Source organism: Solibacillus sp. FSL K6-1523, assembly GCF_038005225.1.
Classification (GTDB): Bacteria; Bacillota; Bacilli; order Bacillales_A; family Planococcaceae; genus Solibacillus.
Genome location: NZ_JBBOSU010000001.1, coordinates 4313924 through 4338584 on the forward strand (window position 1 = coordinate 4313924; position 24661 = coordinate 4338584).

General features: G+C 37.7%; 27 protein-coding genes. 6 read left to right on the forward strand and 21 right to left on the reverse strand.

The annotated features are described in order from the left end of the window. Positions 1–39 precede the first annotated feature (39 nt). The 4 genes from MHI10_RS20885 to adh all read right to left on the reverse strand — a co-directional run bounded on the left by MHI10_RS20885 (position 40) and on the right by adh (position 4186). Complete coding sequence (locus MHI10_RS20885) at positions 40–528, reverse strand: acyl-CoA thioesterase (RefSeq protein WP_340788914.1); 489 nt, start codon at positions 526–528, stop codon at positions 40–42. A 67-nt stretch (positions 529–595) separates the two neighbouring features. Beyond that, positions 596–2023 (reverse strand): aldehyde dehydrogenase family protein, encoded by a 1428-nt coding sequence (locus MHI10_RS20890; protein WP_340788916.1) that lies wholly within the window; start codon positions 2021–2023, stop codon positions 596–598. A gap of 245 nt (positions 2024–2268) precedes the next feature. Beyond that, positions 2269–2625 (reverse strand): DUF779 domain-containing protein, encoded by a 357-nt coding sequence (locus tag MHI10_RS20895; protein WP_340788917.1) that lies wholly within the window; start codon positions 2623–2625, stop codon positions 2269–2271. Positions 2626–2641: 16 nt separating this feature from the next. Then, positions 2642–4186, reverse strand: coding sequence for an aldehyde dehydrogenase (adh, locus tag MHI10_RS20900; RefSeq protein ID WP_340788918.1), 1545 nt, complete (start codon positions 4184–4186; stop codon positions 2642–2644). A 420-nt stretch (positions 4187–4606) separates the two neighbouring features. Between adh and rluF the strand changes: the two genes are divergently transcribed. Next, positions 4607–5311 (forward strand): 23S rRNA pseudouridine(2604) synthase RluF, encoded by a 705-nt coding sequence (gene rluF / locus MHI10_RS20905; RefSeq protein WP_340788920.1) that lies wholly within the window; start codon positions 4607–4609, stop codon positions 5309–5311. A 54-nt stretch (positions 5312–5365) separates the two neighbouring features. Next, positions 5366–6091: a DUF6904 family protein gene (locus tag MHI10_RS20910; protein ID WP_340788922.1), complete on the forward strand. Its 726-nt coding sequence runs from the start codon at positions 5366–5368 to the stop codon at positions 6089–6091. A gap of 58 nt (positions 6092–6149) precedes the next feature. On the opposite strand, the gene MHI10_RS20915 is transcribed toward MHI10_RS20910, so the two are convergent. The 10 genes from MHI10_RS20915 to MHI10_RS20960 all read right to left on the reverse strand — a co-directional run bounded on the left by MHI10_RS20915 (position 6150) and on the right by MHI10_RS20960 (position 15732). After that, positions 6150–6857, reverse strand: a complete 708-nt coding sequence (locus tag MHI10_RS20915) for an ABC transporter ATP-binding protein (RefSeq protein WP_340788924.1) — start codon at positions 6855–6857, stop codon at positions 6150–6152. A gap of 1 nt (position 6858) precedes the next feature. Next, positions 6859–7632, reverse strand: coding sequence for an ABC transporter ATP-binding protein (locus MHI10_RS20920; protein WP_340788927.1), 774 nt, complete (start codon positions 7630–7632; stop codon positions 6859–6861). Next, the gene (locus MHI10_RS20925; protein WP_340788930.1) at positions 7629–8567 is read right to left on the reverse strand and encodes a branched-chain amino acid ABC transporter permease; all 939 of its coding nucleotides are present in this window, start codon (positions 8565–8567) and stop codon (positions 7629–7631) included. Before MHI10_RS20925 ends, MHI10_RS20920 begins: the two co-directional genes overlap by 4 nt. Positions 8568–8578: 11 nt before the next feature. Continuing rightward, positions 8579–9454 carry a branched-chain amino acid ABC transporter permease gene (locus MHI10_RS20930; RefSeq protein ID WP_340788933.1) on the reverse strand — a complete coding sequence of 292 codons (876 nt, stop codon included), beginning with the start codon at positions 9452–9454 and terminating at the stop codon, positions 8579–8581. Positions 9455–9546: 92 nt separating this feature from the next. Then, positions 9547–10758 (reverse strand): ABC transporter substrate-binding protein, encoded by a 1212-nt coding sequence (locus MHI10_RS20935; RefSeq protein ID WP_340788936.1) that lies wholly within the window; start codon positions 10756–10758, stop codon positions 9547–9549. Between the two features lie 259 nt (positions 10759–11017). Further along, the gene (locus tag MHI10_RS20940; RefSeq protein WP_340788939.1) at positions 11018–11617 is read right to left on the reverse strand and encodes a class I SAM-dependent methyltransferase; all 600 of its coding nucleotides are present in this window, start codon (positions 11615–11617) and stop codon (positions 11018–11020) included. 10 nt (positions 11618–11627) lie between these two features. After that, positions 11628–12101 carry a methylated-DNA--[protein]-cysteine S-methyltransferase gene (locus MHI10_RS20945; RefSeq protein ID WP_340788942.1) on the reverse strand — a complete coding sequence of 158 codons (474 nt, stop codon included), beginning with the start codon at positions 12099–12101 and terminating at the stop codon, positions 11628–11630. Between the two features lie 114 nt (positions 12102–12215). Continuing rightward, the gene (locus MHI10_RS20950) at positions 12216–13700 is read right to left on the reverse strand and encodes a malate:quinone oxidoreductase (protein WP_340788944.1); all 1485 of its coding nucleotides are present in this window, start codon (positions 13698–13700) and stop codon (positions 12216–12218) included. Positions 13701–14235: 535 nt separating this feature from the next. After that, entirely contained in the window at positions 14236–14733 is a 498-nt protein-coding gene (locus tag MHI10_RS20955) for an LURP-one-related/scramblase family protein (RefSeq protein WP_340788946.1), read from the reverse strand. A gap of 96 nt (positions 14734–14829) precedes the next feature. Beyond that, positions 14830–15732: an ADP-ribosylglycohydrolase family protein gene (locus MHI10_RS20960; RefSeq protein ID WP_340788948.1), complete on the reverse strand. Its 903-nt coding sequence runs from the start codon at positions 15730–15732 to the stop codon at positions 14830–14832. Between the two features lie 165 nt (positions 15733–15897). On the opposite strand from MHI10_RS20960, the gene MHI10_RS20965 reads away from it, so the two are divergent. From MHI10_RS20965 to MHI10_RS20975, 3 genes are all read left to right on the forward strand, one after another. Continuing rightward, positions 15898–16227: a BRCT domain-containing protein gene (locus tag MHI10_RS20965; RefSeq protein WP_340788951.1), complete on the forward strand. Its 330-nt coding sequence runs from the start codon at positions 15898–15900 to the stop codon at positions 16225–16227. Positions 16228–16350: 123 nt separating this feature from the next. Continuing rightward, positions 16351–16761 (forward strand): MarR family winged helix-turn-helix transcriptional regulator, encoded by a 411-nt coding sequence (locus MHI10_RS20970; protein WP_340788953.1) that lies wholly within the window; start codon positions 16351–16353, stop codon positions 16759–16761. After that, positions 16745–17074: a DUF3147 family protein gene (locus MHI10_RS20975; protein ID WP_340788955.1), complete on the forward strand. Its 330-nt coding sequence runs from the start codon at positions 16745–16747 to the stop codon at positions 17072–17074. Before MHI10_RS20970 ends, MHI10_RS20975 begins: the two co-directional genes overlap by 17 nt. Before the next feature lie 46 nt (positions 17075–17120). Here MHI10_RS20975 and MHI10_RS20980 read toward each other — a convergent pair whose 3' ends face one another. From MHI10_RS20980 to MHI10_RS21010, 7 genes are all read right to left on the reverse strand, one after another. Further along, positions 17121–17312, reverse strand: coding sequence for a hypothetical protein (locus tag MHI10_RS20980; RefSeq protein ID WP_340788957.1), 192 nt, complete (start codon positions 17310–17312; stop codon positions 17121–17123). Between the two features lie 13 nt (positions 17313–17325). Then, a complete protein-coding gene (locus MHI10_RS20985) occupies positions 17326–18522 on the reverse strand; it encodes a class I SAM-dependent rRNA methyltransferase (protein ID WP_340788959.1) in 1197 nt (398 codons plus the stop codon). Positions 18523–18686: 164 nt separating this feature from the next. Next, entirely contained in the window at positions 18687–19574 is an 888-nt protein-coding gene (gene pdxS, locus MHI10_RS20990) for a pyridoxal 5'-phosphate synthase lyase subunit PdxS (RefSeq protein ID WP_340788961.1), read from the reverse strand. Between the two features lie 191 nt (positions 19575–19765). After that, positions 19766–20326: a GNAT family N-acetyltransferase gene (locus MHI10_RS20995; RefSeq protein ID WP_340788964.1), complete on the reverse strand. Its 561-nt coding sequence runs from the start codon at positions 20324–20326 to the stop codon at positions 19766–19768. Between the two features lie 50 nt (positions 20327–20376). Further along, positions 20377–22086 (reverse strand): ABC transporter ATP-binding protein, encoded by a 1710-nt coding sequence (locus MHI10_RS21000; protein ID WP_340788967.1) that lies wholly within the window; start codon positions 22084–22086, stop codon positions 20377–20379. Further along, positions 22079–22819: a MerR family transcriptional regulator gene (locus MHI10_RS21005; protein ID WP_340789310.1), complete on the reverse strand. Its 741-nt coding sequence runs from the start codon at positions 22817–22819 to the stop codon at positions 22079–22081. Before MHI10_RS21005 ends, MHI10_RS21000 begins: the two co-directional genes overlap by 8 nt. Before the next feature lie 97 nt (positions 22820–22916). Next, a complete protein-coding gene (locus MHI10_RS21010) occupies positions 22917–23879 on the reverse strand; it encodes a helix-turn-helix transcriptional regulator (protein ID WP_340788968.1) in 963 nt (320 codons plus the stop codon). Between the two features lie 237 nt (positions 23880–24116). Here MHI10_RS21010 and MHI10_RS21015 point away from each other — a divergent pair, with 237 nt between their 5' ends. Further along, positions 24117–24596 (forward strand): GyrI-like domain-containing protein, encoded by a 480-nt coding sequence (locus MHI10_RS21015; RefSeq protein ID WP_340789312.1) that lies wholly within the window; start codon positions 24117–24119, stop codon positions 24594–24596. The last annotated feature ends 65 nt before the right edge of the window (positions 24597–24661 follow it).

The following is a 24661-nucleotide window of genomic DNA, read 5'->3' on the forward strand; positions in this document are numbered from 1 at the left end:
AAAAAGTCTGGACTAAAGTTAGCTGTGGCTTAATTGATATTAGCCTCTTCTATTTTTGGATAATGCACGTTTTGCTTTCCGATGCTCTTGGCGAATCGGACCTGTATCAAATAAATGCCTTTCAAAATCCGTATTTGGCTCAACAGCGGGAACTTCTTTCGGTTTACCTTGTTCATCTATCGCAACCATCGTTACAAAAGATTCGGTCGTTAGTTTTTTAGAACCATTTTTAATATTTCGGGTAACAACGCGAACATACACTTCCATCGATGTACGTCCAGTACCTGTTACAATCGCCTCCAACTCAATCATATCCCCAGCATACGCAGCAGAAACAAAATCAACTGAGTCAAAAGAAGCCGTCACCACTTCCCCTTGCGCGTGTTTCATCGCTGTAATTGCCGCAATTTCATCGATATAAGCTAATACTTTCCCACCAAAAATAGAATTATGATGATTTGTATCAGGTGGCAACACTAGTCGAGTTTGAATTGTGCGAGAAAAACTCATTGGTAATACAGTATTCATTGTAAAACATCCTTCCTATTCACTTTTTCATGTTCGGATTTTCCTAGTCAAATAATCCTAATGGCATTTAAAAGTTAAGTTTCATTGTAATGAATTTTAAATCTGTCATTTCTTCCACTGCATATTTAATTCCTTCTTTACCATAGCCACTCATTTTCACGCCGCCATATGGCATGTTGTCTACACGGAAGGTTGGAATATCATTAATAATAACGGTACCTGCCTCCAATAATTCTGCCGCTTTCATGGCATCTGTTAGTACATTTGTATAAATAGCTGCATTTAGCCCTAACTGTGATGCATTGATCAACGCAATTGCTTCATCCAACGTTTCATAAGGGACAAGCGAAACAATCGGTGCAAATGTTTCCTCACATACAATTTTCATATGAGGCTGTACATTCGTCATAACTGTCGGGGTACATGTACGTGCTGTAAATTCCGCGCCCGTCTCCACAACTGCTCCCTCATTTTCCGCCTGTTCAATCCACTTTTTAATACGTACCACTTCATCAGGATGAATCATGGCACTTACATCTGTATTTTCGTGAAGCGGATCACCTACGACAAGCTTTTTCGTCTCTTCAACAAATAACTTCGTAAATTCCTCATAAATCGATTGTTGCACATAAATACGTTGCAAAGAAATACAAACTTGTCCAGCAAAACCAAATGCCCCACTTACACAGCGTTTTACTATTTTTTCAAGTGGTGTGGAAGGCTCTATAATTACCCCCGCATTCGAGCCAAGCTCTAGCGTCATTTTGCGTAAACCAACCTTTTCTTTCAGTTTTAAGCCGACTGTACCGCTCCCAGTAAACGTTACCTTTTTAACGAGAGGGTGCGTCACTAATTGATCGCTTAATTCGCTTCCACTTCCTGTAACAATTTGTAACGCACCATCTGGTAATCCGGCTTCCTTAAAAATTTCAGCCATCACAATCGAGCTTAAAGGTGTTTGTGTAGCGGGTTTTAAAACGACCGTATTTCCTACTGCAAAGGCAGGACCTAATTTATGCGCGACTAAATTAAAGGGGAAATTAAATGGTGTAATTGCCGTAACGACACCTAAAGGGATGCGTTTAGTATAACCAATCCGATCCGTCACACCCGGGGCTGCATCCATTGGTATCGTCTCTCCCGTTAACTGCTTCGCGGCTTCAGCAGCAAACTGATACGTGGCAATTGTTCGTTCGATTTCTGATAAACCCGTGGAAATCGGTTTGGCAGCTTCCATTGCTAAAATTTCAGCCAATTCTTGTTTTCGTTCACGCATAATCGCAACAACTTTATATAAAATTTCAGCACGCTCATAGGCTGGAACATTTTTAAATGATTGAAATACATTGTGGGCCCCTTCAATCGCACGCCTTACATCTGCTGGTGTCGCTTTTGCCACTTTTGCAATGATTTCTCCTGTATAAGGCGCGGTTAAGGAATAGTGTTCTTTTGTCTGTTCCCAAGCGCCATTAATCCATAATTTCGTTTCTTTCATTTCAATCGCTCCTTTATAATTTCTTTCAGCGGTTTCATTCCATTCATCGTTTATGTAAAATTGTTTCACGTGAAAACGGAATTATCAGATTTGTTATTGATCTCATAAGATGGTTATATCCCCTTCTTTTTGCATTGTCTCACGCTCTTAAAAATATTATACGCTTATTTTTCTGGAGTGAGTGGCGTTTCTTAACATTAAAAAAGCACGAAAAAGTATTAGTTGCTACTTTTCCGTGCTTACTATTAACTTTTTAGTTGTTCTAGTTCTGCTGTATTAAATGCCCGAGAGCGTGATAAAAAGCGTTTCCCTTCGACTCCTTCAAGAGAAAACATGCCCCCACGTCCATCCACAACATCAATAATAATTTGCGTATGCTTCCAATAATCATATTGATTTTTGTGCATATAAAATGGACTCTCACCAATATAGCCTAATAGAACATCCTGATTGCCGATAATTAACTCACCATCTGGGTAACACATTGGTGAGGAGCCATCACAGCAACCACCGGATTGATGGAACATAACTGGACCGTGACGCGCTTTCAACTTATCAATTAACGCCAATGCTGCATCGGTTGCGACAACACGTTCAACCAATTTTAACCCTCCTCTCTTAGAAGAAGCCTAAGCGGTTTTCATCATAGCTTACTAGTAAGTTTTTCGTTTGTTGGTAATGACTTAGCATCATTTTGTGATTTTCACGTCCAACACCCGACATTTTATAGCCGCCAAATGCTGCATGCGCAGGATATGCATGATAACAGTTTGTCCATACGCGTCCTGCTTGAATTCCACGACCGAAGCGATACGCTGTATTCATATCACGCGTCCAAACACCTGAGCCTAAGCCATATAAAGTATCGTTCGCAATTTCTAACGCTTCTTCCTTCGTTTTAAATGTCGTTACCGCTACAACAGGGCCGAAGATTTCCTCTTGGAAAATACGCATTTTATTATGACCTTTAAATACAGTTGGCTTAATGTAATAGCCTTCTGCATAATCACCACCAAGATCATTTTTATCACCACCGATTAAGCACTCTGCACCTTCTTCTTTACCAATTTGTAAATAAGATTGGATTTTTTCCATTTGCTCAGATGAAGCTTGAGCACCCATCATTGTGTTTGGATCCAGTGGGTTACCAGTTTGAATCGCTTCAACACGCTTTAAAACGCGTTCCATAAATTTATCATAAATCGACTCTTGAATAAGTGCACGAGAAGGGCATGTACATACTTCTCCCTGATTTAGTGCAAATAATACAAAGCCTTCTACTGCCTTATCTAAAAATGCATCGTCTGCATCCATAATGTCTTCAAAGAATATATTCGGGGATTTCCCACCAAGCTCTAATGTTGCAGGAATTAAATTTTGTGATGCGTATTGCATAATTAAGCGTCCCGTCGTTGTTTCACCAGTAAAAGCAATTTTACCGATACGCGGGCTTGATGCTAATGGCTTTCCTGCTTCTAAGCCAAAACCATTTACAATATTTAATACACCTGGAGGTAATAAATCTCCAACTAACTCAGCTAATACTAAAATAGAAGCCGGTGTTTGCTCAGCCGGTTTCAGAACAACGCAGTTTCCAGCAGCAAGTGCCGGTGCTAGTTTCCATACCGCCATTAGCAATGGGAAGTTCCAAGGAATAATTTGACCAACTACCCCAATTGGTTCGTGGAAATGATAGGCAACTGTATTTTCATCGATTTGGCTAATTGAACCTTCTTGCGCTCTTAATACTCCAGCAAAATAACGGAAATGGTCAATCGCAAGTGGCAAATCTGCATTTAATGTTTCACGTACTGCTTTACCATTGTCCCAAGTTTCTGCAACGGCTAACATTTCTAAGTTTTCTTCGATACGATCCGCAATTTTTAATAAAATATTGCTTCGCTCAGTAGCTGACGTTGCTCCCCAAGCATCCTTTGCTGCATGAGCTGCATCTAAAGCTAATTCAATATCCGCTTCTGTTGAACGAGCAACTTTTGTGAATACTTTACCTGTTACTGGTGTTACGTTGTCAAAATACTCCCCATTTGTTGGTGCAACCCATTCCCCATTAATAAAGTTGTCATAACTTTCCTTAAAGTGTACCAGTGCACCTTCCGTATTTGGATTTGCATAAACGTTTGAAATTACATTAACCTCTGTCATTGAAAATTCTCCCCTTTGCAATCATATTTTGAGCAATACCTTCTGAATTATATATAGAGTGTCATTCACTTTAAAAAGAGGACTCTATGAAAAAGGTATCTTCAATTACTATATTGTCAGAAAACTAGAAAGATTTCAATTTTTAACTTCACTTTTTCAAAAAATGTTTTTTCTCAACTTTTATCTCCGTTCGGCAGGAAATCCCTACCTTAATGAGGAATGAAGGAAATGCACAATCCACCTTGCTCAATCGGCGTTCAAACACACGATGAAACAACTAAAGTTTTGCTAATATCTTCATTCAAAATTTAGATACAATTACGTTAAAGTGGGGATGATTAACTTGTGCAAAACATAAACGAGGCGAATTTATACGTTATGTATTGTATACTGAATATATTCTAATAGTAGGTGAAAATTATGCGAATCAATAAATTTTTAGCAGAAACAGGCATCGTGTCTCGTCGCGGTGCAGATAAATGGATTGAAGAAGGACGGATCACAATTAATGGCAAACTTGCAACAATCGGTAGTCAAATTGCAGACGGCGATGATGTTCGCGTAGACGGGAAACCGGTTAAAAAAGAGGAGCAACTCGTTTATATTGTGCTGAACAAACCCGTCGGCATAACGAGTACAACGGAAAAACATATCCAAGGAAATGTTGTCGATTTTGTAAATCATCCATTGCGTGTTTTCCATATCGGCCGTTTGGATAAAGATTCAGAGGGATTATTATTACTTACGAATGATGGGGATGTCGTCAACGAAATTCTCCGTGCAGAAAATCATCATGAAAAAGAATATGTTGTCCAAGTGGATCAGCCTATTTCAGAAGACTTCCTCCACGGAATGCGTTCAGGTGTTGAAATTTTAGATACAAAAACACTGCCATGTCGTGTAGAAAAAATCTCGTCAAATGTTTTCAAAATTATTTTAGAGCAAGGGTTAAACCGTCAAATCCGACGTATGTGTTCTGCGCTTGGCTATTCTGTCAAACGACTACAACGAATACGTATTATGAACATTCAGATTGGCAATTTAAAAGTTGGACAATGGCGCGATTTAACGGATAAAGAAAGAATTGAACTATTTAAACTATTAAACTATACACCAAGACAATAGGGAGATAACTATTCCCGGTAGACGAAAGTAGTTTTACTGTTTGGAGGAAACGCGATGCTATCACTTCAACCAACGGAACATTTAACAGGGATTCAAATTAGTGGGGATTATTGGGATATAGAAGAGCTCATTCAAGCAATTTATGAAATTATTGGGGATGAAAAGCGCTATTATCATTTTCAAGGCTCCCGCAATCGTTTGTTGGGTCTGTGCTTAAAATTACGTCAAGCTTCAAAAGGGACAAAGACTATTCAAGAAATCCCTAATGGCATTCATAAAGGCATTATGAAAAATAGGAAAACGCTTTACCTTGAAAAGAATATTTATTTTGCAGTTGAAATTTTTCTACCAGAATTACTATTTGCCGCACTTTCATTCAATGACTTTATCGATTTATATAAAGAAACGATTGATGATTCTGAATGGAATGACACGGTAACAACGATTCGAAAGTTTCAAGCACAGGTCGCACGTTGTATTGAGGTATTTATGACAGAGGAACATTATGTAGTATTTTTGACAACATTGCACACGAAGTCCCCGCTGTTTCATCAATATGCAACACAGTATGTTGATGTGCTGAACCTAGAATATTTGGCGCTTTCAAAAGACCAACGTAAAGAGCTTCTTGCAGCTTTTGCACTGCGCCTATTAACAGAAGATAATACGTATGTAACGCTCAAACAGCAACTTCTTGAAGTTACTGCTATTACAAAGCAAGCATTACATGAAGTTCCGCTCAACCTTCACTATCCAGATGAAGAGAATGTTGTATGGTAATATAGTGGTTCTTATAAATAAAAAAGTGGTCCCTCTAAAATGGAGGGCCATTTTTCTTTTATAAACCGCCTAAATAAGCTGCTTTTACTTCATCACTTTCTTGTAGCTCTTTTGCTGTTCCTGCAAGGACGATTTTCCCTGTTTCCAAAACGTAAGCACGATGCGCAACCGATAATGCCATATTCGCATTTTGCTCAACAAGTAGTACCGTCGTCCCTTCCTTATTCACCATTTCAATAATATTAAAGATATTCTTCACCATAAGCGGTGCAAGACCCATTGACGGCTCATCCATGATGATTAACTTCGGCTTAGCCATCAGCGCGCGCCCCATCGCTACCATTTGCTGTTCACCACCAGATAATGTCCCGGAAAGCTGCTTACGACGCTCTAGTAAACGAGGAAATAACTCGTAAACATGCGCCATGTCTTTTTTAATGCCTTCACGATCATTTCTTAAATAAGCACCTAGCTCCAAGTTTTCCTCTACCGTCATATTGGCAAATACACGACGCCCTTCTGGTACATGTGAGATGCCTGCTTTCACAATCGATTGTGCCGCCTTACCATCAATCGCTGAACCTAAATATTCAATCGACCCACGCTTTGGCTTTAATAATCCGGAAATTGTTTGAAGTAATGTACTTTTCCCTGCACCATTCGCACCAATTAATGTGACAATTTCACCTTCATTTACTTCGAGGGAGATTCCTTTTAACGCTTGAATATTGCCATAATACACATCGATGTCATTTACTTTTAGCATACTACTCCGTAACCTCCTCACCAAGATACGCTTCAATTACCTTTGGATTTGAACGAATTTCTGCTGGTGTCCCGTCCGCAATTAATTGTCCATGATCCAGCACATAAATCCGCTCACAAATCCCCATTACTAAATTCATATCATGTTCGATCAGTAAAATTGTTAAATTGAATTCCTTACGCACGAAGGAGATGAGTTCCATTAAATCATGTGTTTCCTGAGGGTTCATCCCTGCTGCTGGCTCATCTAGTAACAGTAGCTTTGGTCCTGCTGCAAGCGCACGGGCAATTTCTAAACGACGCTGCATCCCGTAAGGCAAATTTTTAGCTAGCTCGTCACGGAAACTATCTAATCCAAATATTTTTAGAAATGCTAATGACTCTTCTTCCATTTTAGCCTCACCTGTAAAATGGCTTGGCAGACGGAAAACACTTGATAACACATTATGTTTTGCCAGTCCGTGGTTCGCTACTTTTACGTTATCTAATACGGACAATTCTTTAAACAAACGAATATTTTGGAATGTCCGGCTAATTCCTTGTCTTGTCACTTTATAAGGGTCTAACCCCCCAATCGATTTCCCATCAAAGAGCACCTTTCCTTCTGTCGGAGCATAAACACCTGTCAGCATATTAAATGTTGTCGTTTTTCCTGCACCATTCGGACCGATTAAACCAATGAGCTCTCCTTGATTCATATGCAAATTCACATTTTGTACGGCTTTTAATCCGCCAAATTGAATACCTAAGTTTTCTACTTTAAGAAGTGCACTCATGTACGTGTCCCTCCTTTTTTACCGAACTTAAAGAGGTCTGTAATTTCTTTCGTTCCCATCAACCCTTTTGGACGGTAAAGCATAACTAAAATTAATACCAATGAATAAATAATCATACGCGTCTCTGGGAACCCTTGTAAATAAGTCGATACTGCTGTTAAGAAAATGGCCGCAATTACTGAACCTGATAAACTACCTAACCCACCTAATACAACGAAAATTAAAATATCAAATGATTTTAAGAAACCAAATGCAGTTGGTTGGATAATGTAGAAGTTATGCGCATAAATCGCACCTGCAACGCCTGCAAAAAATGAGCCAATTGCAAAGGCTATAACTTTATAATATGTTGTATTAATTCCCATTGCATCGGCCGCGATTTCATCTTCACGTACCGCTATACATGCACGTCCATGACGGGATTTTGTGAAGTTGGAAATGACTAAGATCGTAATAAATACACCAAAGAAGGCATAAGTCCATGTCGATTGATGCGCCACTTGCATTCCGGCTGCTCCCCCGACATAATCAATATTTAAAAATACAATACGAATAATTTCGGCAAATCCTAACGTCGCAATTGCTAAATAGTCTCCTTTTAAACGCAAAGTTGGAATTCCTACTAAAAGCCCCGCAAGTGCTGCAACAACAGCCCCTATTAAAATCGCCGTAACGAACGGCATCCCTAACTTCATCGTACAAATTGCTGAAATATAAGCCCCTACAGCAAGGAATCCTGCATGACCAATTGAGAACTGTCCTGTTATTCCAATTACAACATGTAAACTAACTGCTAGCATAATATTAATACACATTGTAATTAACATGTTCTGGCTAGCATAACTCACCATATTACCGTTAATTAAAAATTGCACGACTGCATAGACTACTAGCGCTAGTGCGAGATAACTCCAAAAAACTTTTGATTTTTTCATACGCTATCCACCTACACTTTCTCTCGAGCATTTTTACCAAAAATACCCGATGGTCGTATAATTAAAATAAGAATTAAAATAACAAATGCTGCTGCATCGCGCCATAATGAGTAGCCTAATGCGGATACGATTGTTTCCACCACACCTAGTACTAAACCACCAACCATTGCACCTGGAATAATGCCAATTCCACCAAGTACAGCTGCAATGAACGCTTTAATCCCCGGTAATACGCCCATCAATGGATCGATACGCGTGTAATAAATACCAAAAATAACTCCTGCCGCACCTGCTAATGCAGAACCAATTGCAAATGTTGCTGAAATGGTATTATCAACGTTAATACCCATTAATTTTGCTGCATCCGCATCATGAGATACCGCACGCATTGCTTTACCGATTTTTGTTTTGTGAACGATAAATTGTAATAAAATCATTAAGAAAATAGATACAGATAAAATTAAAATAGATTGCGTACTAATCTTTACACCTAAAATTTCAAAATTGCTCGTTTCAAAAACAGTCGGATAAGCGGATGGAGATGCTCCTCGGAAGAAGATAACCGTATATTCAATCAATAACGAAACCCCGATTGCTGTAATTAAAGCAGCTATACGCGTTGCATTTCTCAAGCGTTTATAAGCAACACGTTCTATAATAACGCCAATAATTGCACATAAAATCATCGCTAAAATTAAGGCTAAAAAGACGTTCATTTCCCAACGCGCAATGGCAAAAAAGCCAATAAAGGCACCAAGCATAAATACGTCACCGTGTGCGAAGTTGATTAATTTAATAATCCCGTATACCATCGTATAGCCCAGTGCAATAAGCGCATAGATACTACCGAGTGAAATACCATTAACAAGTTGTTGGATCCATTCCATAAATTTCACTCCTTATGTGTATGATGAAATATAATACGTTCTTATCCATTAAAAAAGGAGAGCTCGTTTGCCCTCCCCCACTTGTAAAAAAATTATGGATTCACTTTAGAGTTGAACTCTTGTTTACCATCTACGAATTCTAACACTGTGGCAGATTTTACTGGGTTATGGAATTCATCTACTGTGAAAGTCCCTGTAATTAAGCTTAAGTCTTTCGTAGCAGCAAGTTGTTGTTGAATCGCTTCGCCTGTCACATCACCATCTACACGTTTTATCGCATCAACAATGAAATAAATCGAATCATAGCCTAGCGCATGGAATGCATTTGGTGCTTCTTTATATTTCCCTTTGAATGCTTCAACGAATTTTTGAATGCTCGCATCAGGATCTTCAGAAGAATAGTGATTTGTAATGTATGTGTTATTTAATGCTTCCGCACCAGCTAAATCAATTAATGTTGGAGAATCCCAACCATCTGCCCCCATTAACGGAACATCAATACCAAGATCACGGGCTTGTTTAACAATTAAGCCTACCTCTTCGTAATAACCTGGAATGAAAACAAAGTCAGGATTTTTCCCTTTAATATTTGTTAATGTTGATTTGAAATCAACATCTTTTGCAACATATGCCTCTTCAGCAACGACTGTACCGCCATTTGCTTCTATCGTTTCTTTAAATGAAGCAGCTAAGCCCTTTGCGTAATCCGATGCATTATCAGCATAAATGGCTACATTTTTCGCACCTAAATCTTTCGTTGCAAAGTTTGCGGCTACTGTTCCTTGGAATGGATCGATGAAGCATGTACGGAATGCGAACTCATTTACCGAACCATTGTCATTTACCGTTACATTTGGTGCAGTACCTGATCCCGTTACAATTGGAACTTTATATTTATTCGCAATTTCAACTGTCGCTAAAGCGTTACCAGAAGTAGCTGGTGCAAGCATTGCTACTACTTTATCTTTTTCAGCTAAACGAATCGCCGCTGTTGTTGCTTCAGCGTTCTCTGATTTATTATCGACTGTAATTAATTCTATTTTTTTACCGTCAATACCACCCGCTGCATTGATTTCTTCAACGGCAAGTTTGGCACCATCACCAATTGAAGAACCATATGATGCTACACCACCTGATAATTCTAAGTTCGCACCAATTTTAATTACATCACCTGATACAGCATTACTACTTCCACCTGATGAGCTCGTATCCTCATTTGTACCACATCCAGCTAAAGCACCTGTCAGTAATGCAGTTGCCATAAATAGAGAGCCGTACTTTTTCATTTTGCTTTTGTGTGTCATTAAAATTCCCCCCGAATACTAGAGTTGTTAGATATTCCAGATAATTATACCCAATATCTATCATCTTAACAATCTAAATTTTCAATTTTCTGAATACACGAATCGTGACCTTTGACATCTATTTATTCTAACTTCTGTATTGTAATCGAAACTTTATTTTTAGTCTAGTGTGATTTTTCTGTATATTTAGTATTTTCTAACTAAAACTATTTTCCTCTTACTATTTTTGTATACTTTTCAATATATGGCGGTATTTTATTTACGAAATTCTAAATACAACAATTCGTTCATTTTCATTTTTCTCATCTGCCAATTTAACTTCTACAAGGAAATTTAAAGCTAATTCCTGCTGCAAATAAAGCATGTACTCTGGCGCAGGATAATACAAAATAACATCGATCACTCTCTTTTTCTGTTCCAATGAATCTAAAATATGATTCATCACCTGACGAAAAACATGAATGGAAAATGGATTAAAGAAGAAAAACACATTGTCTTTGTCCGCTATTTTATAAGTTTCTGCTAGTTGATTCATAAATTGAATCGATGCACTATTCTTTTTGTTTTTCTTTAAATATTGCTCGCGGTTATGCTCGGCCTCTATAAAAAACTTTTGATCCATTTCAATTCCGACTACTGGTATTTGAAATTGGTAATGCACGTAAATTGGCACACGCCCTTTCCCACAGCCAATATCAACTAGGCATGCATTTTCAGGCAATGTGTAATGCTCAAACAATTGATCTAAACCGCTATAAGGAGTTGGCTCATAGCGGTGATATTTTACTAATTTCGGAAAACCGTACTGAAATCCTGATGTATTAATATTTAATTGCTTTTCATATTGCTGTTCGTTCATTTAATCAATCCTATTCTTTCGCTGTTTTTTTCTCATGTTCAAGCAACCATTCTTTTCGCCATAGGCCGCCTCCATAGCCTGTTAATTTACCATTTGCACCAATAATACGATGGCACGGAACAATAATACTTATCGGGTTTTTCCCATTCGTTGTTCCTACTGCACGCACTGCCTTTTCATTGCCCACTTTAATTGCAATATCTTTATAAGATTCAGTTTTGGCAAAAGATACTGTCGTTAAAGCGGTCCAAACACTTTTCTGAAAGTCTGTGCCATGCATTTCATATCGGACGGTGAATTCTGTCCGCTCACCATTAAAATATTGTATGAGTTGTTCGTAGCAATCCTTTAATACAGCTGGTGTTTCAGCCGTTTGCTCATAAATTGCTACCTCTCGATTAGTAAAATACACTGATTTGATGGCGCTCTCTGTGCTCATAATTTCAACTACGCCTAGTGGTGATGGGAAATCTAATTTATACATATCTATTCCTCCATTTAAACACGTTTATTTTGAACATTCGTATACCGATTGAAATGTAAAAAAGAGAACCCTTCATCTTTATATGATAAAAGGTTCTCTCTATTTTACTATGAATTAAAACTTGTGTAAGCCTAATGTTTCAGCCGTTGAAGCGTGAACTTGTTTAATTAGCTCTGGATTTTCATCCAGCTTCTTACCATATGAAGGAATCATTTCTTTAAGTTTTGGTTCCCAATTTTTCATTTCCTCTGGGAAACATTGTTTCATTACCTTTATCATAACTGAAACTGCTGTTGAAGCACCTGGTGATGCACCAAGTAATGCAGCAATTGAACCGTCATGTGCACTTACAACTTCTGTACCGAATTGTAATGTACCTTTTCCAGCGTCTGTGTCTTTAATTACTTGTACACGTTGACCAGCTACGATAACTTCCCAATCTTCACTCTTCGCCCCTGGAACGAAACTACGTAATTCTTCCACACGCTTTTCTTTTGATAATAATACTTGGCCGATTAAGTAGCTTGTTAAGTCCATATTTTTCGCACCGCAAGCTAATAATGTAAATAAGTTATTCGGTTTTACAGTTGCAATTAAGTCCATATTAGAGCCCGTTTTTAAGAATTTAGGTGAGAACCCTGCGAACGGACCGAATAATAATGATTTTTTACCATCGATATAACGTGTATCTAAGTGAGGTACTGACATTGGTGGTGCACCAACAGCCGCTTTACCATACACTTTTGCATGATGTTGTTCGACGATTTCTTGATTGTTACATACTAAGAATAGACCACTAATAGGGAATCCACCGATATGCTTACTTTCAGGAATACCTGTTTTTTGTAGTAACTCTAAGCTACCACCACCAGCACCTAAGAACACGAACTTAGCTGAGTGGTATTCCATTTTGTGGCTTTCTTTATCGTGCACTTTCACTTCCCAAGAACCGTCTGACATACGTTTTAAACCTTTTACGCTATGGTTATAATTCACATCTGCATCTTGATTTTGTAAATTCGTGATTAACATACGCGTTAATGCACCGAAGTTTACATCCGTACCTGAATCGATTTTTGTAGCAGCAATCGGTTCACTTGATTTACGGTCGTTCATAATTAATGGAATCCATTTTTTTAATGTCGCTGGATCCTCTGAGTATTCCATTCCTTCGAATAAAGGATTACCAATCATTGTTTCATGACGCTTTTTTAAATACTCAACATTTTTTTCCCCTTGTACCATACTCATATGAGGTATTGGCATGATGAAATCTTGAGGGTTTTTAATTTGTTCTTTTTTTACAAGATGCGACCAAAATTGTAGTGAATCTTGGAATTGTTCATTTACTGCAATTGCTTTTGTAATATCAATAGAGCCATCTGACTTTTCACTTGTATAGTTAAGCTCACATAATGCAGCATGTCCTGTACCTGCATTGTTTAATTCGTGAGAGCTTTCCTCGCCTGCTTTACCTAACTGCTCAAATACTGTGATTTTCCAATCGGGTGCTAATTCTTTAAGCATTGTCCCTAAAGTCGCACTCATAATACCGGCACCAATTAAAATAACGTCTGATTTAATATGCTTGTTACTCATATTTACCTTCCCTTATATATATATTACGATTTGCAGAAATAATGTAAGCGCTCACTTTAATGTTCGACTAAAAAAATATTTGCGCCTATTTTTTCTGTATCATTTTTCAACTCATTGTAGTGTAACATAATTGTTAAAAGATTAAAATATATTCAGATGGCTTAGCACTAAGCTATTAAGAAGTTTACCAATTTCAAGAAATCCCTTACAATTGTGAGCATTTTTTGTCCAAAAAGAATACTTGAAAAATTATTTTCGAATAAAGATTAAAAATCACTTCGTAATATCCGTTACTTCCCACTATATCCTTTCACCTATATATTTTGAAATTCCTTCAATTAGCGTATTTTGCATCGATAATATTAATGCTGTATACGCTATTTCCTTTGAGTTTCCCTTTTTATCAACTAATCCATCATCGATTTTGTCCATTTTGATAATTGGTTGTAATATGAAAAAAATTTCCAACACAAAAAAACTGTACGGGCATTATATTTCACCTGTACAGATTATTTTCCATTGAATTAAATGCCCTTTACATCGAGGCTGCTGATGAGGAGGCCGCTTGATCCGCTTTCACACAATCAATGGCAACAACAATCGCAATAATTATAGTCTCCATCTCTTCATTTAAAATATCCACCTTATAACTATCGCCCCATGTGAACCATTCCTTGCTCACTTTTCCAATAACTTCTCCATGCTGCAGCACTTGAAAATTCATGTCCCACCAATTCCCATTAATCTCGATGCCTGCTGCTTCAATCTTATAGCGTGCCTTAAAAAATGAAAACTCCTTCTGGATTGTCAGTACTTCTCGACCATTTACCTCAACAAAAAACTTCGGTAAAAAGCTAAACACCTTTTTCGTAATAAGTGCGATTTCATCCCGAGTTGCATTGAAAATTGAAAACGTTTTTGGAATTTGCATAAAGCTACCTTCCACGTAATATCGATCACTTTCTTGCTGATCCTTTACCGTAAACTTACCACCAAGACTGAACACCTTTTGTTTAATATAAAGTTGCTTCATAAAATACGCCTCCTTCAATTTAACGAAATCACCGTGCTTTACTTTCTCTTTATACAATTACGAGCGAAAACATAAAAGGATTCAAAAAATTTACATTTAAAAAATAACTTTCACAAAACGATTAATGAGATGGTCAATTTCTTCTTGCTTTGGAATGAGAGCCATCCAGTCGTTTGGAATATTTAATTCCTCATAGTAAATACCAGCTAGACCACCAGTAATGGCGGCAATCGTATCCGTATCATTGCCTAAATGTACCGCTTTAAAAATAGCATCATAATAACTTTCACTATTGAGCAAGCTCCAATAAACTGCTTCAAGTGTATGAATGACATAGCCGTTACTTTGAATATCCTCTCGTGATAACGCAACTATATTCAAAATGCGCTCAAAGTGGACCTTTTCCTCTGGATAGTCATTCAATTTAATAAGTAGCTGTTCATTCGCACGCGCTAAACTCGCCTCCAATGATAACTCATCCATTAATGCATGCACCATATATGTATAATGGAAACAACAAAGCGTCGAACGAATATGTCCATGTGTTAGCGTTGCATAATCTTTCACATAACGATCTTCAATTGCTCGTCCATAGCTATAAAAGGCAACTGGAAGAATTCGCATAAGGGCACCATTACCATTGCATTGTTCATCGTCTTTTGCTGCTTCAAAAGGTCCCTTTGTTTCCCATCGATTAATGACTTCTGCAATCGTCATACCCACATCAAATGCAGGCTCATCATTGTATGACCAATGCCCACGATAAACCCAATTGCAAAAGGCACGCTTTAAATCAGCAATAGATGTATCTTCAATTAAATGCTGTATCGTAATAAGCGTCATCGCACTATCATCCGACCATGTTCCAGCCGGTACATCCCAGCATCCATAGCCAATCATGTCATGAATTTCAAAAGAATCTCGCTCCATAAATTCCATCGGTACACCATACGCATCACCGATAATAAATCCCCATAATGCTCGTTTACGTTTATTCATATGTATGTACCCCCATTCATTACTCCAAAATATTGCATTGAGTATTCCGTTTATTTCTTTTGTGTTCATTTTACCAAAATTAGTATTTCAATACGATGCTTTTGTCAATGAACGATTGAAAATGTCATAATAAGAGTAGCATCAATGAAAAGGGGGAAGCTCCATATGCATAAAGTTAATAACAGCCTACAAGCCGTCCATTTGGAAGATCATTATGGCAGTTTTAGACATCCATTTTATAATAAACAATTAGTTTTTACAGGTGCCCTCTCTACAATGACCCGTTCGGAAGCTGCGAAAAGAGTTCGCAACTGTGGGGGATTTTTACAAGGTGCTGTCACTACGGAAACTGACTTTGTAATACTTGGAAACAAACGTCGTGGTATAAGCACAAAACAACAAAAAGCAGAGCAACTAATTGATCTAGGAACTGACCTTCAATTGCTTGTTGAAGATGATTTTCTATGGTTGCTTTCAATGGAAACGGGGATGTGAACAATATGATTCACATTCCCTTTTTCCATTTTTAGCTGAGATGATGCGGAATATATTCAAGCTTTATTTATATCTGTTTATACGATATAATCGTCTAGACAGATGTAAAGGAGTTTACTAACTATGACGAACTTAAATGATTATTTCACAACAATTTACTATTATTTACACCCTGAACAACAACAAAATATTTCTCATCAAAGTGTTCGGATTTTGCAATTCATTCAAAAAGAAGGAATCGTTACAGTCCGACTTGTTGCAGAAGCGTTTCGAATTTCTCATAACACTGCTTCCGAACATATTAAAAAGCTTGAAAATAACGGCTGGATCATTAAAAAAAGGGACGAACATGATCAACGAATTGTAAACCTTTACTTAACGGCTATTGGCCTTGATGTGGTGAAGGTAAATACGGAGTTAGATCCAGAGAAGTTAGAAAATGTATTCCGTAAGTTAACAGTGGAGCAAAAGCAAAAGATAGAAGAAAGCTTTCAATTATTAAGTGAGGTTGCGAAAAATGTACACGGTCATTAAAATACTAAGCTCCGCCATTATTATCGGGGTCGTCACAGAAGTAGCAAGACGCTTTCCGTTATATGGCGGTATCATTGCTGCATTACCCCTCATTAGTTTACTCAGTATTATTTGGCTCACTGTACAAGGACAAAATAATGAACAAATTCTACAATTTACTTGGGGCGTACTCATCGGTTTACCCGCAACGATTGTTCTATTAGGTGCTGTCTATATCGCGTTGAAAAATCACCTTCATCTTGGATTAGCGATTTCAATTGGGCTTATTTGTTGGGGGATGTTTTTAGGCATTCAAAGATGGCTTTTCTCTTAAATTGAAAAAAAGCCGATTCCAAAATTTCTGAATCGGCTCCTTACTATTATTTCTTTAAATTTTCTAGGTCTTGATAGTCTCGAATATACGGTCCATCTCCTGCAACATGTGAATGGTATAATGCTTTGATTGCGAAGCTTTTCTCTAAGCCCATTTCAGCCTTTAACTTTTTTAACTCATCATGTAACTCACGATGTTCATTAATAAGTTTTAGCATAATTGATTTATTGTATTTCATTAATTTCGTCCTTTTAGTTTATGACTTGAATGATCACAACTTTTAAATAGTTAAATTCCGGGAAGTTATGTGGTACGGCAAAATCCTCTGGCAGCTGATGTTGTTCTATGATTTTATATTGAGTATTTGCATCTTTAAACGCTTTATCTATAAATGTTTTAAACTTTTTCATATCAAAGCTTGCATTATTCGTGGAAGCAATAATAATTCCATCATCATTTGTAATGGCAAGCGCGTCTGTTAATAGCTTTGGATAATCTTTTGCGGTACTAAATGTCATTTTCTTTGTACGTGCAAAACTTGGTGGATCAAGTACTACAACATCAAACTTCAAATCATGACGCTTTGCATAACTAAAGTAATCGAATACGTTCATCACTTTAATATCTTGTGACTCATAGTCGATTCCATTCACTGAAAACTGTTCAATTGTTTTTGGCAAGCTACGTTTTGCTAAATCAACACTTGTTGTACCTGCTGCGCCACCAAGTGCTGCTGCTACTGAAAATGCCCCTGTGTATGAGAATGTATTCAATACCGTTTTATCCATAGCAAATTGATTGCGTAATGCTTTACGAACATTACGTTGATCAAGGAATATACCTGTCATCGCCCCATCGTTTAAATCAACCGCAAAATTCATGCCGTTTTCTGAAATGATTAATGGGAATTCCCCTTTTTCACCTGATACATAATCGTCCTGTTCCACATATTGACCGTTCGTATTGAAGCGCAATTTTTCATAAATGCCGCGCGTGTTAAGAGCTTTATTTAATGCTTCATACACAACATCACGGAATGCATAAATTCCTTCACTATACCAACTCACCATATAGAAACCATTGAAGAAATCGATTGTTAAGCCACCAATTCCATCACCTTCTCCGTTAAATACACGGAAAGCGGTCGTATCTTCTGATGCAAAAAAATCTGCACGTTTTTCAGCGGCTTCGCGAATCTTCTTCGTAAAGAAACGTACATCAATCGCTTCTTTTTGTTTACGTGATAGTACCCAGCCAATTCCTTTATTTTGCTCACCATAATAGCCTGTCGCAATATAACCGCCTTGCGCATCAAGTAATTGCACAATCGTACCTTCTGCAATCGCCACCTCTGGCATATCGATTGCTTCTTTTAAAATAAGCGGATAACCATTTGTCATTTGCTTAATAAACTTTGGTTTTACATATAATTCACGTATCTGTTCCATCGAGTCATCCTCACTGTTTCATAATCTATCTATTATGGCATGTTTTGTGGGGAAAAGCGAAATTGATTGTATCAAATTTACGAATGATTATCATCATAAAAAAGTGTAAATCAAAGTAGCAAGGTAGCTTTGATTTACACTTATAATAGGTTATTTATCTACTATTACCAACCACGGTCTTGCATTCGCTCATGTTGTGCTAAACCGCGAATATCAATTCCTTTCATCGGTGATCCGATTCCACGTGAAACATTATTAATTAACTCGTAATCTTGATAATTTGTCGTCGCTTGAACGATTGCCGTTGCAAACCTTTCTGGGTTTTCTGCTTTAAAAATACCCGAACCTACGAATACACCGTCCGCTCCTAATTCCATCATTAATGCTGCATCCGCAGGTGTTGATACACCACCAGCTGCAAAGTTCGAAACGGGTAGACGGCCTGCTTGTTTAATCGCAAGTAATACTTCAAACGGTGCACCTAAATTTTTTGCCTCTGTCATCAATTCATCATCATTCATTGCGACAACGGCACGTACTTGCGCATTTACTTTTCGCATATGGCGTACTGCTTCGACGATATTTCCTGTACCCGGCTCGCCTTTTGTTCTTAGCATTGCCGCACCTTCACCAATTCGGCGCGCTGCCTCTCCTAAATCGCGACAGCCACAAACAAATGGAACTGTATATTTACTTTTTAATAAGTGGAACTCCTCATCAGCAGGTGTTAACACTTCACTTTCATCTATGAAATCAACACCCATCGCCTCTAACATACGCGCTTCCACAATATGACCGATACGCGCTTTTGCCATAACCGGAATAGAAACTGCATTCATTACTTCTTCCATAATACGCGGATCAGCCATGCGAGCTACCCCTCCAGCTGCACGAATATCAGATGGCACGCGTTCCAATGCCATAACAGCAACTGCCCCTGCTGCTTCCGCAATTTTTGCTTGCTCGGCATTCATTACATCCATAATGACACCGCCATTTTTTATAAGTGACATCCCTCTTTGTACTACATCTGACCCTAATGAAATTTTCATTTATCGACATCTCCTTGTGGTTAGTATAGTTTTAGTATAGCTATGTTTAACCTTAATTAAATAGCCAATTTACATAAAAATGGAAGGGTCAGATTTTTCAGTTATTACTTCAAATTGAAATGATTTAAAAAAGCTCGAAAACTAAAAATCAAAATTAGTTTTCGAGCAGCTTCTGTTATAAATTAGGGAAATCACTTATTATTTATCGCTTCTAAATCCCGCTTTAATAATGAATACATATACAGATCATCATATTTGCCGCAAGTATACTCGTAACTTCTTAACAAGCCTTCCCTTACAAATCCGTGTCTTTCCACTAACTTTTGAGATGCTGTATTGCCTGGTTCAATTAATGCTTGTATTCTTTGCAGCTGTAATTGATTAAAACCATATGTAATGATTGGTTTAAGGGTTTCACTTGCGATACCCTGTCCCCAATACGCTTGATGCAGTTCAAATCCAATATCGGCTCTCGCGTGTTGTGCATCCACATTTAAAAAGCCACAGCTTCCAATTACCACTTGCTCATCCTTTACGGTTATCCCCCAACGAATACCTGTTTTATTACGAAATATTGATTGATACCATGAAATTTCATCTAACGCATCATTTACAGTCTGAAAAGGCACTAATCCATAGTATTTCATTACTTCTTTATCCGATAAATAATTTAAAATACTCGGTGCATCTTCTACAGTAATTTCTTTTAAAACTAACCGCTCTGTTTCAAGCAATGGAAATGTTTGTTCCATTCATAACACCCCTTCAAAGTTATATTTTACCATAATCATTCAGCTAATAATTAATGAGTCATCAGTTGTATCAGTTGCTGATAATAAGCATGATTTTGAAGCAATTCATTATGTGTACCTGCACCTGTCACTCGACCATCTTCAAATACTAATATTTGATCGGCATGTGTAATTGTAGATAAACGATGTGCGATAATGACAGTTGTACGCCCTTTCATCACTTGTTCGAGCGCCTTTTGTACTTCACGTTCTGCATCATTATCTAAATTAGATGTTGCTTCATCTAGTAATAGAATAGCAGGATTCCTTAATAATGCCCGAGCAATCGCAATTCGCTGACGTTGCCCACCGGATAATTTAATACCGCCTTCACCAACTTCTGTTGCTAATCCATTTTCTAGCTGGTTCACAAAATCCCATGCATTTGCGTTTTTTAAAGCCGCCTCAATCTCATCTTCTGAAACTTGCCCACTACCATATATAACATTGTCACGAATCGTCCCATTCATCAAAGGGGATTCCTGCGTTACATAGCCAAACAAACCACGCCACTCGGCCAATTCCATTTGATCAATTCGTTGCTGACCAAACCGAATCTCCCCACTTGTCGTATCGTAAAAACGCTCCATTAATGAAAACATCGTCGTTTTTCCTCCGCCACTTGCACTAACAAAGGCAGTTGTTTTACCCATTGGGATTTTAAATGATACTTCCTCAAGAAGCGGTTTATCGTTGTATCCAAAAGCAACACGGTCAAATACGATTGATTCATTACTTTGTGTCATGACAGCATTACCACCAGTCTCAATCGGTTGCTGTAAAATTTCCTGCACGCGCTCAGTTGCACCCATCGCCTTTTGTAAAGCGGTAAAAAATGTCGCCATTTGTGTAAACGGAATAATAATTTGCACGAGGTAAATCATGATTGCCACTAGTTCCCCAGCTGAAATTGCGCCTGTCGAAACTTTGGCACCACCATAACCAAATAGCAAAATTAATACAACCATCATGATCAGCGTCATGATTGGTGATAAGACGGCCATTATACGCGCTTCTTTTAGCCCAAATAAATAAAGCTTCTGGATTTTTTGTTCCCCATTTTGTTGCTCGAAGCTTTCTGTTTGTGCTGTTTTTACAAGGCGAATATTCGTTAACACACGCCCTAAATGCCCACTAAACTTCGCCAGTTCATCTTGATTCGCCTTCGCAATTTTATTCATGCGCTGACCGAGTGGTAATGATACAACGATTGCTAACGGTACCGCTACTAACATAAGTAATGTCATTTTCCAATCAATCCAAATTAAAATGGCAACTGCACCGACAATCGCAAATAAGCCTGAAACAAAACTAATAAAATGATCCGTAATAAGCGCCTTAATGACATTCGTATCTTGCGTAATACGGCTCATCGTTTCGCCTGATTCATGCTCATCAAAATAAGGTACTTTTAAACGCAACACATGCCCCCACACTGTGCTACGTAAATTTGCAACAATACGCTCACCTAATTTGCGCATCATATAAAATGTCACACCACCAAGTACCGCTTGGAAAATAAGAAATAATCCAACGAGCAAAATCGCTTGCAATGAAAAACCAATTGTTGAAAAGTCATTAATCATGCGCATTGTAATGAGCGGTACACCGAGCCCAATCAATGTTTCGAAAATACTTAATAACAGCGTTCCAATCATAAGCCTTTTCGAAAGCTTACTATTTTGCACAAGCTGCCAAATACCCTTGATAGAACTATTCATCATCATAACCTCCATATAACCCTAAACGTTTTGCTTGCTCTATAAGCCAATCTTCCTCTTCTTTAGTAAATGGCGATGGAAATAGCCACTCATCCATCTCTGTAAGATCACTATCCTTTAGTGCTTCTGCAATTTCCATAGCTATTTCCTGAGGAATAATCATCGAAAACTGTTCAATTATTGACTGCAAATACTTATCTGGAATGGGCTCTATATAAGCTTGCTTTAGTTGATGTGTTAGCTGAATATATTGATGATTCATCTCAATTAAATTCACTTCAAAATAATCGTACATTTTGTCAATAAGTGCTTTCGGAAAATATTGGCGCAAATATTCCTTCTGCTCTTCTTCCTTCAGCAAATTATGAATGAACGATAAAAAAATTGTTGGTTCAATAGATTCACTACGTTCACCAATTGCAATCGCTTGATCTAAATTCGCAATAATATTATCCAAGTGCTTTCTTTTTTTCTCTAACTGCTTCCGCTGAAACTGCAACGATTCAATTAACCCTGTTTCTCCTTTTGAAAATAACGCCTCTATATCTTCAAGTGAGTAATCCAAATATTTTAACGTCATTATTTTTTGTACTCTTACAATGCTTTCGTCATTATAATAACGATGCCCTGCTTCTGAAATACGACATGGGTCAAGTAGCCCCTTATCCGAATAAAATCGTAAAGCCCGCACTGTTAATCCTGTTTTTTTCGCAAATTGCCCAATCGAATACATAAAACTCACTCCCTTTGCTCCATTATAAAATCTGACGTTACGTTAGATGCAAGCAAAAGGGAAAACTTAAAGCCTTAAAAGTTTTAACTACTACCTATTATGGGCAGTATAAGCATGATCTCTCTTGCAAGCCTTTTAAAATTTCTTCCGGCACTTCCTTTATGTTAATATCCTCACCCAAAAAGAGCAGCCAATTTGTTATATCAGCCAGTTCTTCTGAATGATTAACATTGATAAACGTTTTTACAATGGCTGTTGCTTGATAAGGATTCGTATAGGAAATGGAAACATTCAAAGGGTGATACTTTTTGAACTGGGCTATTGCCTTTGGACCAAGCTCAAGAACAAGATTAGTTTCTTCTTCCTGATTACTTAGCTTTTCTAAAATTTTTTTCTTACTTATTCTATTTTTCGTAGGGGATGGTTTCACATCTATCAAATTGTCGACAGGGAAAATCCTTCTACTTTCATCCTTTAGGATAAAGCCATCAATCAACCAAACCCCTTTTTCATGATAAAGGTGCATAAGATAAATTGGATAAGATTTGAATGCCCCTTCTTCTTCAATCGTAATTAATAAATAACTATCCAAAAGAAGGATTTGAATAAGTTTTTCCAACATCGGATGTGGCAAGTCGGATAGCTCCAGTAGATCAGGATTAATGGGATTCGTCCCTTCAAAAAGTAAGATTTTATTTAATAGGACAAGGTCATCTTGCTGGTTTTCTGAAATAAGACCTAGTAACTTTTCAGCTAAAGATTGCCGACTTTTTAAGTATGGAAGTTGTTGATTTCTAGTGGCCATAAATGCAATAAAAAGGGCTTTAATTTCATTGTCGGTAAAACGAACAGTAGGTAGGACAGAGTTATTCATAACAAAGTAACCCCCGTCTCGCCCAACTTCAGCGACAAGTGGCATCCCCATCGCTTCGATTTCTCGAATATCCCGAATGGCTGTTGAACGGGAAATGTTAAAGTCTCGCATGATTTCTGAAATTGTAAAGTGGGCACGGTTGTTGATATACCGCATGATCGTATTAATTCGTTCAACTTTTTTCATCTAGTTCTCCTAAACGGTATCATTTCTTGACATGGTTTAAAGTTATTATAAACGTATCAAGTGAAAAGAAAAAATACTTGAATAATTTAACTTAATTCAGCTGAAGTCCCGTACTTCAATAAGTGGAGGATGAATGCCAAATAGGTAGTTCTACTTGCGTGGGGGTTCAAACCCCGGCGGAATCAAGTTAAGCCCCGGCGGATGTCACAGATTTTTTAAAGGAGGATGGTTTTGAATATGACAAATTATACGTTAGAAAAGAAAGATGGCTTTACAGTTTTAGGTATTGGGGTTGAACTAAAGAGTGATTACACAGACTTTGTGGGCATAAACAAAGAAAAGAATGATTTTTGGTCAGCTATCGCACAAGATGGACGACTTGATGCTTTAAAAGCAATCGCGACAAATGACTATATTTTTTCCGTGAACGAAGCTGTTAATAATAAAATGATGCATTATGCTGGGGTTATGGCTGAATCATCTATACAAGAAGTGTCAAGAATTATTGAATTTCCTACGGGTGAATATCTCGTTGTTAAAGGGGAAGCAAAAACTTCTGCTGAACTTGGTAATACGCTTACTGGTCTTGCTTTTGGTCAAGCTTTACCAGAAGCAAAGGATTTCGCCTATGTTGGTGGGCCAAATACAGTCGTTGAAATGGGGCAGCGAGACGGCTTAGTATTTGGTGAAATGTGGATTCCGGTTATTAGAAAATAACTGGAGAATAACACTCTTTTATCCGTTTTACTCTATTATTTAGCTTTCCAATTAAAAGAACAGCA

Excerpts from the sequence above, each read along its gene's own strand:
- MHI10_RS20975 (WP_340788955.1), top strand. The coding sequence starts at position 16,745 with ATGTACACGGTCATTAAAATACTAAGCTCCGCCATTATTATCGGGGTC.
- MHI10_RS20885 (WP_340788914.1), bottom strand. The coding sequence starts at position 528 with ATGAATACTGTATTACCAATGAGTTTTTCTCGCACAATTCAAACTCGA.
- MHI10_RS20940 (WP_340788939.1), bottom strand. The coding sequence starts at position 11,617 with ATGAACGAACAGCAATATGAAAAGCAATTAAATATTAATACATCAGGA.
- MHI10_RS20945 (WP_340788942.1), bottom strand. The coding sequence starts at position 12,101 with ATGTATAAATTAGATTTCCCATCACCACTAGGCGTAGTTGAAATTATG.
- pdxS (WP_340788961.1), bottom strand. The coding sequence starts at position 19,574 with ATGAAAATTTCATTAGGGTCAGATGTAGTACAAAGAGGGATGTCACTT.
- MHI10_RS20970 (WP_340788953.1), top strand. The coding sequence starts at position 16,351 with ATGACGAACTTAAATGATTATTTCACAACAATTTACTATTATTTACAC.
- adh (WP_340788918.1), bottom strand. The coding sequence starts at position 4,186 with ATGACAGAGGTTAATGTAATTTCAAACGTTTATGCAAATCCAAATACG.
- MHI10_RS20915 (WP_340788924.1), bottom strand. The coding sequence starts at position 6,857 with ATGCTAAAAGTAAATGACATCGATGTGTATTATGGCAATATTCAAGCG.
- MHI10_RS21000 (WP_340788967.1), bottom strand. The coding sequence starts at position 22,086 with ATGAATAGTTCTATCAAGGGTATTTGGCAGCTTGTGCAAAATAGTAAG.
- MHI10_RS20935 (WP_340788936.1), bottom strand. The coding sequence starts at position 10,758 with ATGACACACAAAAGCAAAATGAAAAAGTACGGCTCTCTATTTATGGCA.
- MHI10_RS20980 (WP_340788957.1), bottom strand. The coding sequence starts at position 17,312 with ATGAAATACAATAAATCAATTATGCTAAAACTTATTAATGAACATCGT.
- MHI10_RS20950 (WP_340788944.1), bottom strand. The coding sequence starts at position 13,700 with ATGAGTAACAAGCATATTAAATCAGACGTTATTTTAATTGGTGCCGGT.
- rluF (WP_340788920.1), top strand. The coding sequence starts at position 4,607 with ATGCGAATCAATAAATTTTTAGCAGAAACAGGCATCGTGTCTCGTCGC.
- MHI10_RS20995 (WP_340788964.1), bottom strand. The coding sequence starts at position 20,326 with ATGGAACAAACATTTCCATTGCTTGAAACAGAGCGGTTAGTTTTAAAA.
- MHI10_RS20955 (WP_340788946.1), bottom strand. The coding sequence starts at position 14,733 with ATGAAGCAACTTTATATTAAACAAAAGGTGTTCAGTCTTGGTGGTAAG.
- MHI10_RS20930 (WP_340788933.1), bottom strand. The coding sequence starts at position 9,454 with ATGGAATGGATCCAACAACTTGTTAATGGTATTTCACTCGGTAGTATC.
- MHI10_RS20965 (WP_340788951.1), top strand. The coding sequence starts at position 15,898 with ATGCATAAAGTTAATAACAGCCTACAAGCCGTCCATTTGGAAGATCAT.
- MHI10_RS20910 (WP_340788922.1), top strand. The coding sequence starts at position 5,366 with ATGCTATCACTTCAACCAACGGAACATTTAACAGGGATTCAAATTAGT.
- MHI10_RS20890 (WP_340788916.1), bottom strand. The coding sequence starts at position 2,023 with ATGAAAGAAACGAAATTATGGATTAATGGCGCTTGGGAACAGACAAAA.
- MHI10_RS21015 (WP_340789312.1), top strand. The coding sequence starts at position 24,117 with ATGACAAATTATACGTTAGAAAAGAAAGATGGCTTTACAGTTTTAGGT.
- MHI10_RS20985 (WP_340788959.1), bottom strand. The coding sequence starts at position 18,522 with ATGGAACAGATACGTGAATTATATGTAAAACCAAAGTTTATTAAGCAA.
- MHI10_RS20925 (WP_340788930.1), bottom strand. The coding sequence starts at position 8,567 with ATGAAAAAATCAAAAGTTTTTTGGAGTTATCTCGCACTAGCGCTAGTA.
- MHI10_RS21010 (WP_340788968.1), bottom strand. The coding sequence starts at position 23,879 with ATGAAAAAAGTTGAACGAATTAATACGATCATGCGGTATATCAACAAC.
- MHI10_RS21005 (WP_340789310.1), bottom strand. The coding sequence starts at position 22,819 with ATGTATTCGATTGGGCAATTTGCGAAAAAAACAGGATTAACAGTGCGG.
- MHI10_RS20960 (WP_340788948.1), bottom strand. The coding sequence starts at position 15,732 with ATGAATAAACGTAAACGAGCATTATGGGGATTTATTATCGGTGATGCG.
- MHI10_RS20920 (WP_340788927.1), bottom strand. The coding sequence starts at position 7,632 with ATGAGTGCACTTCTTAAAGTAGAAAACTTAGGTATTCAATTTGGCGGA.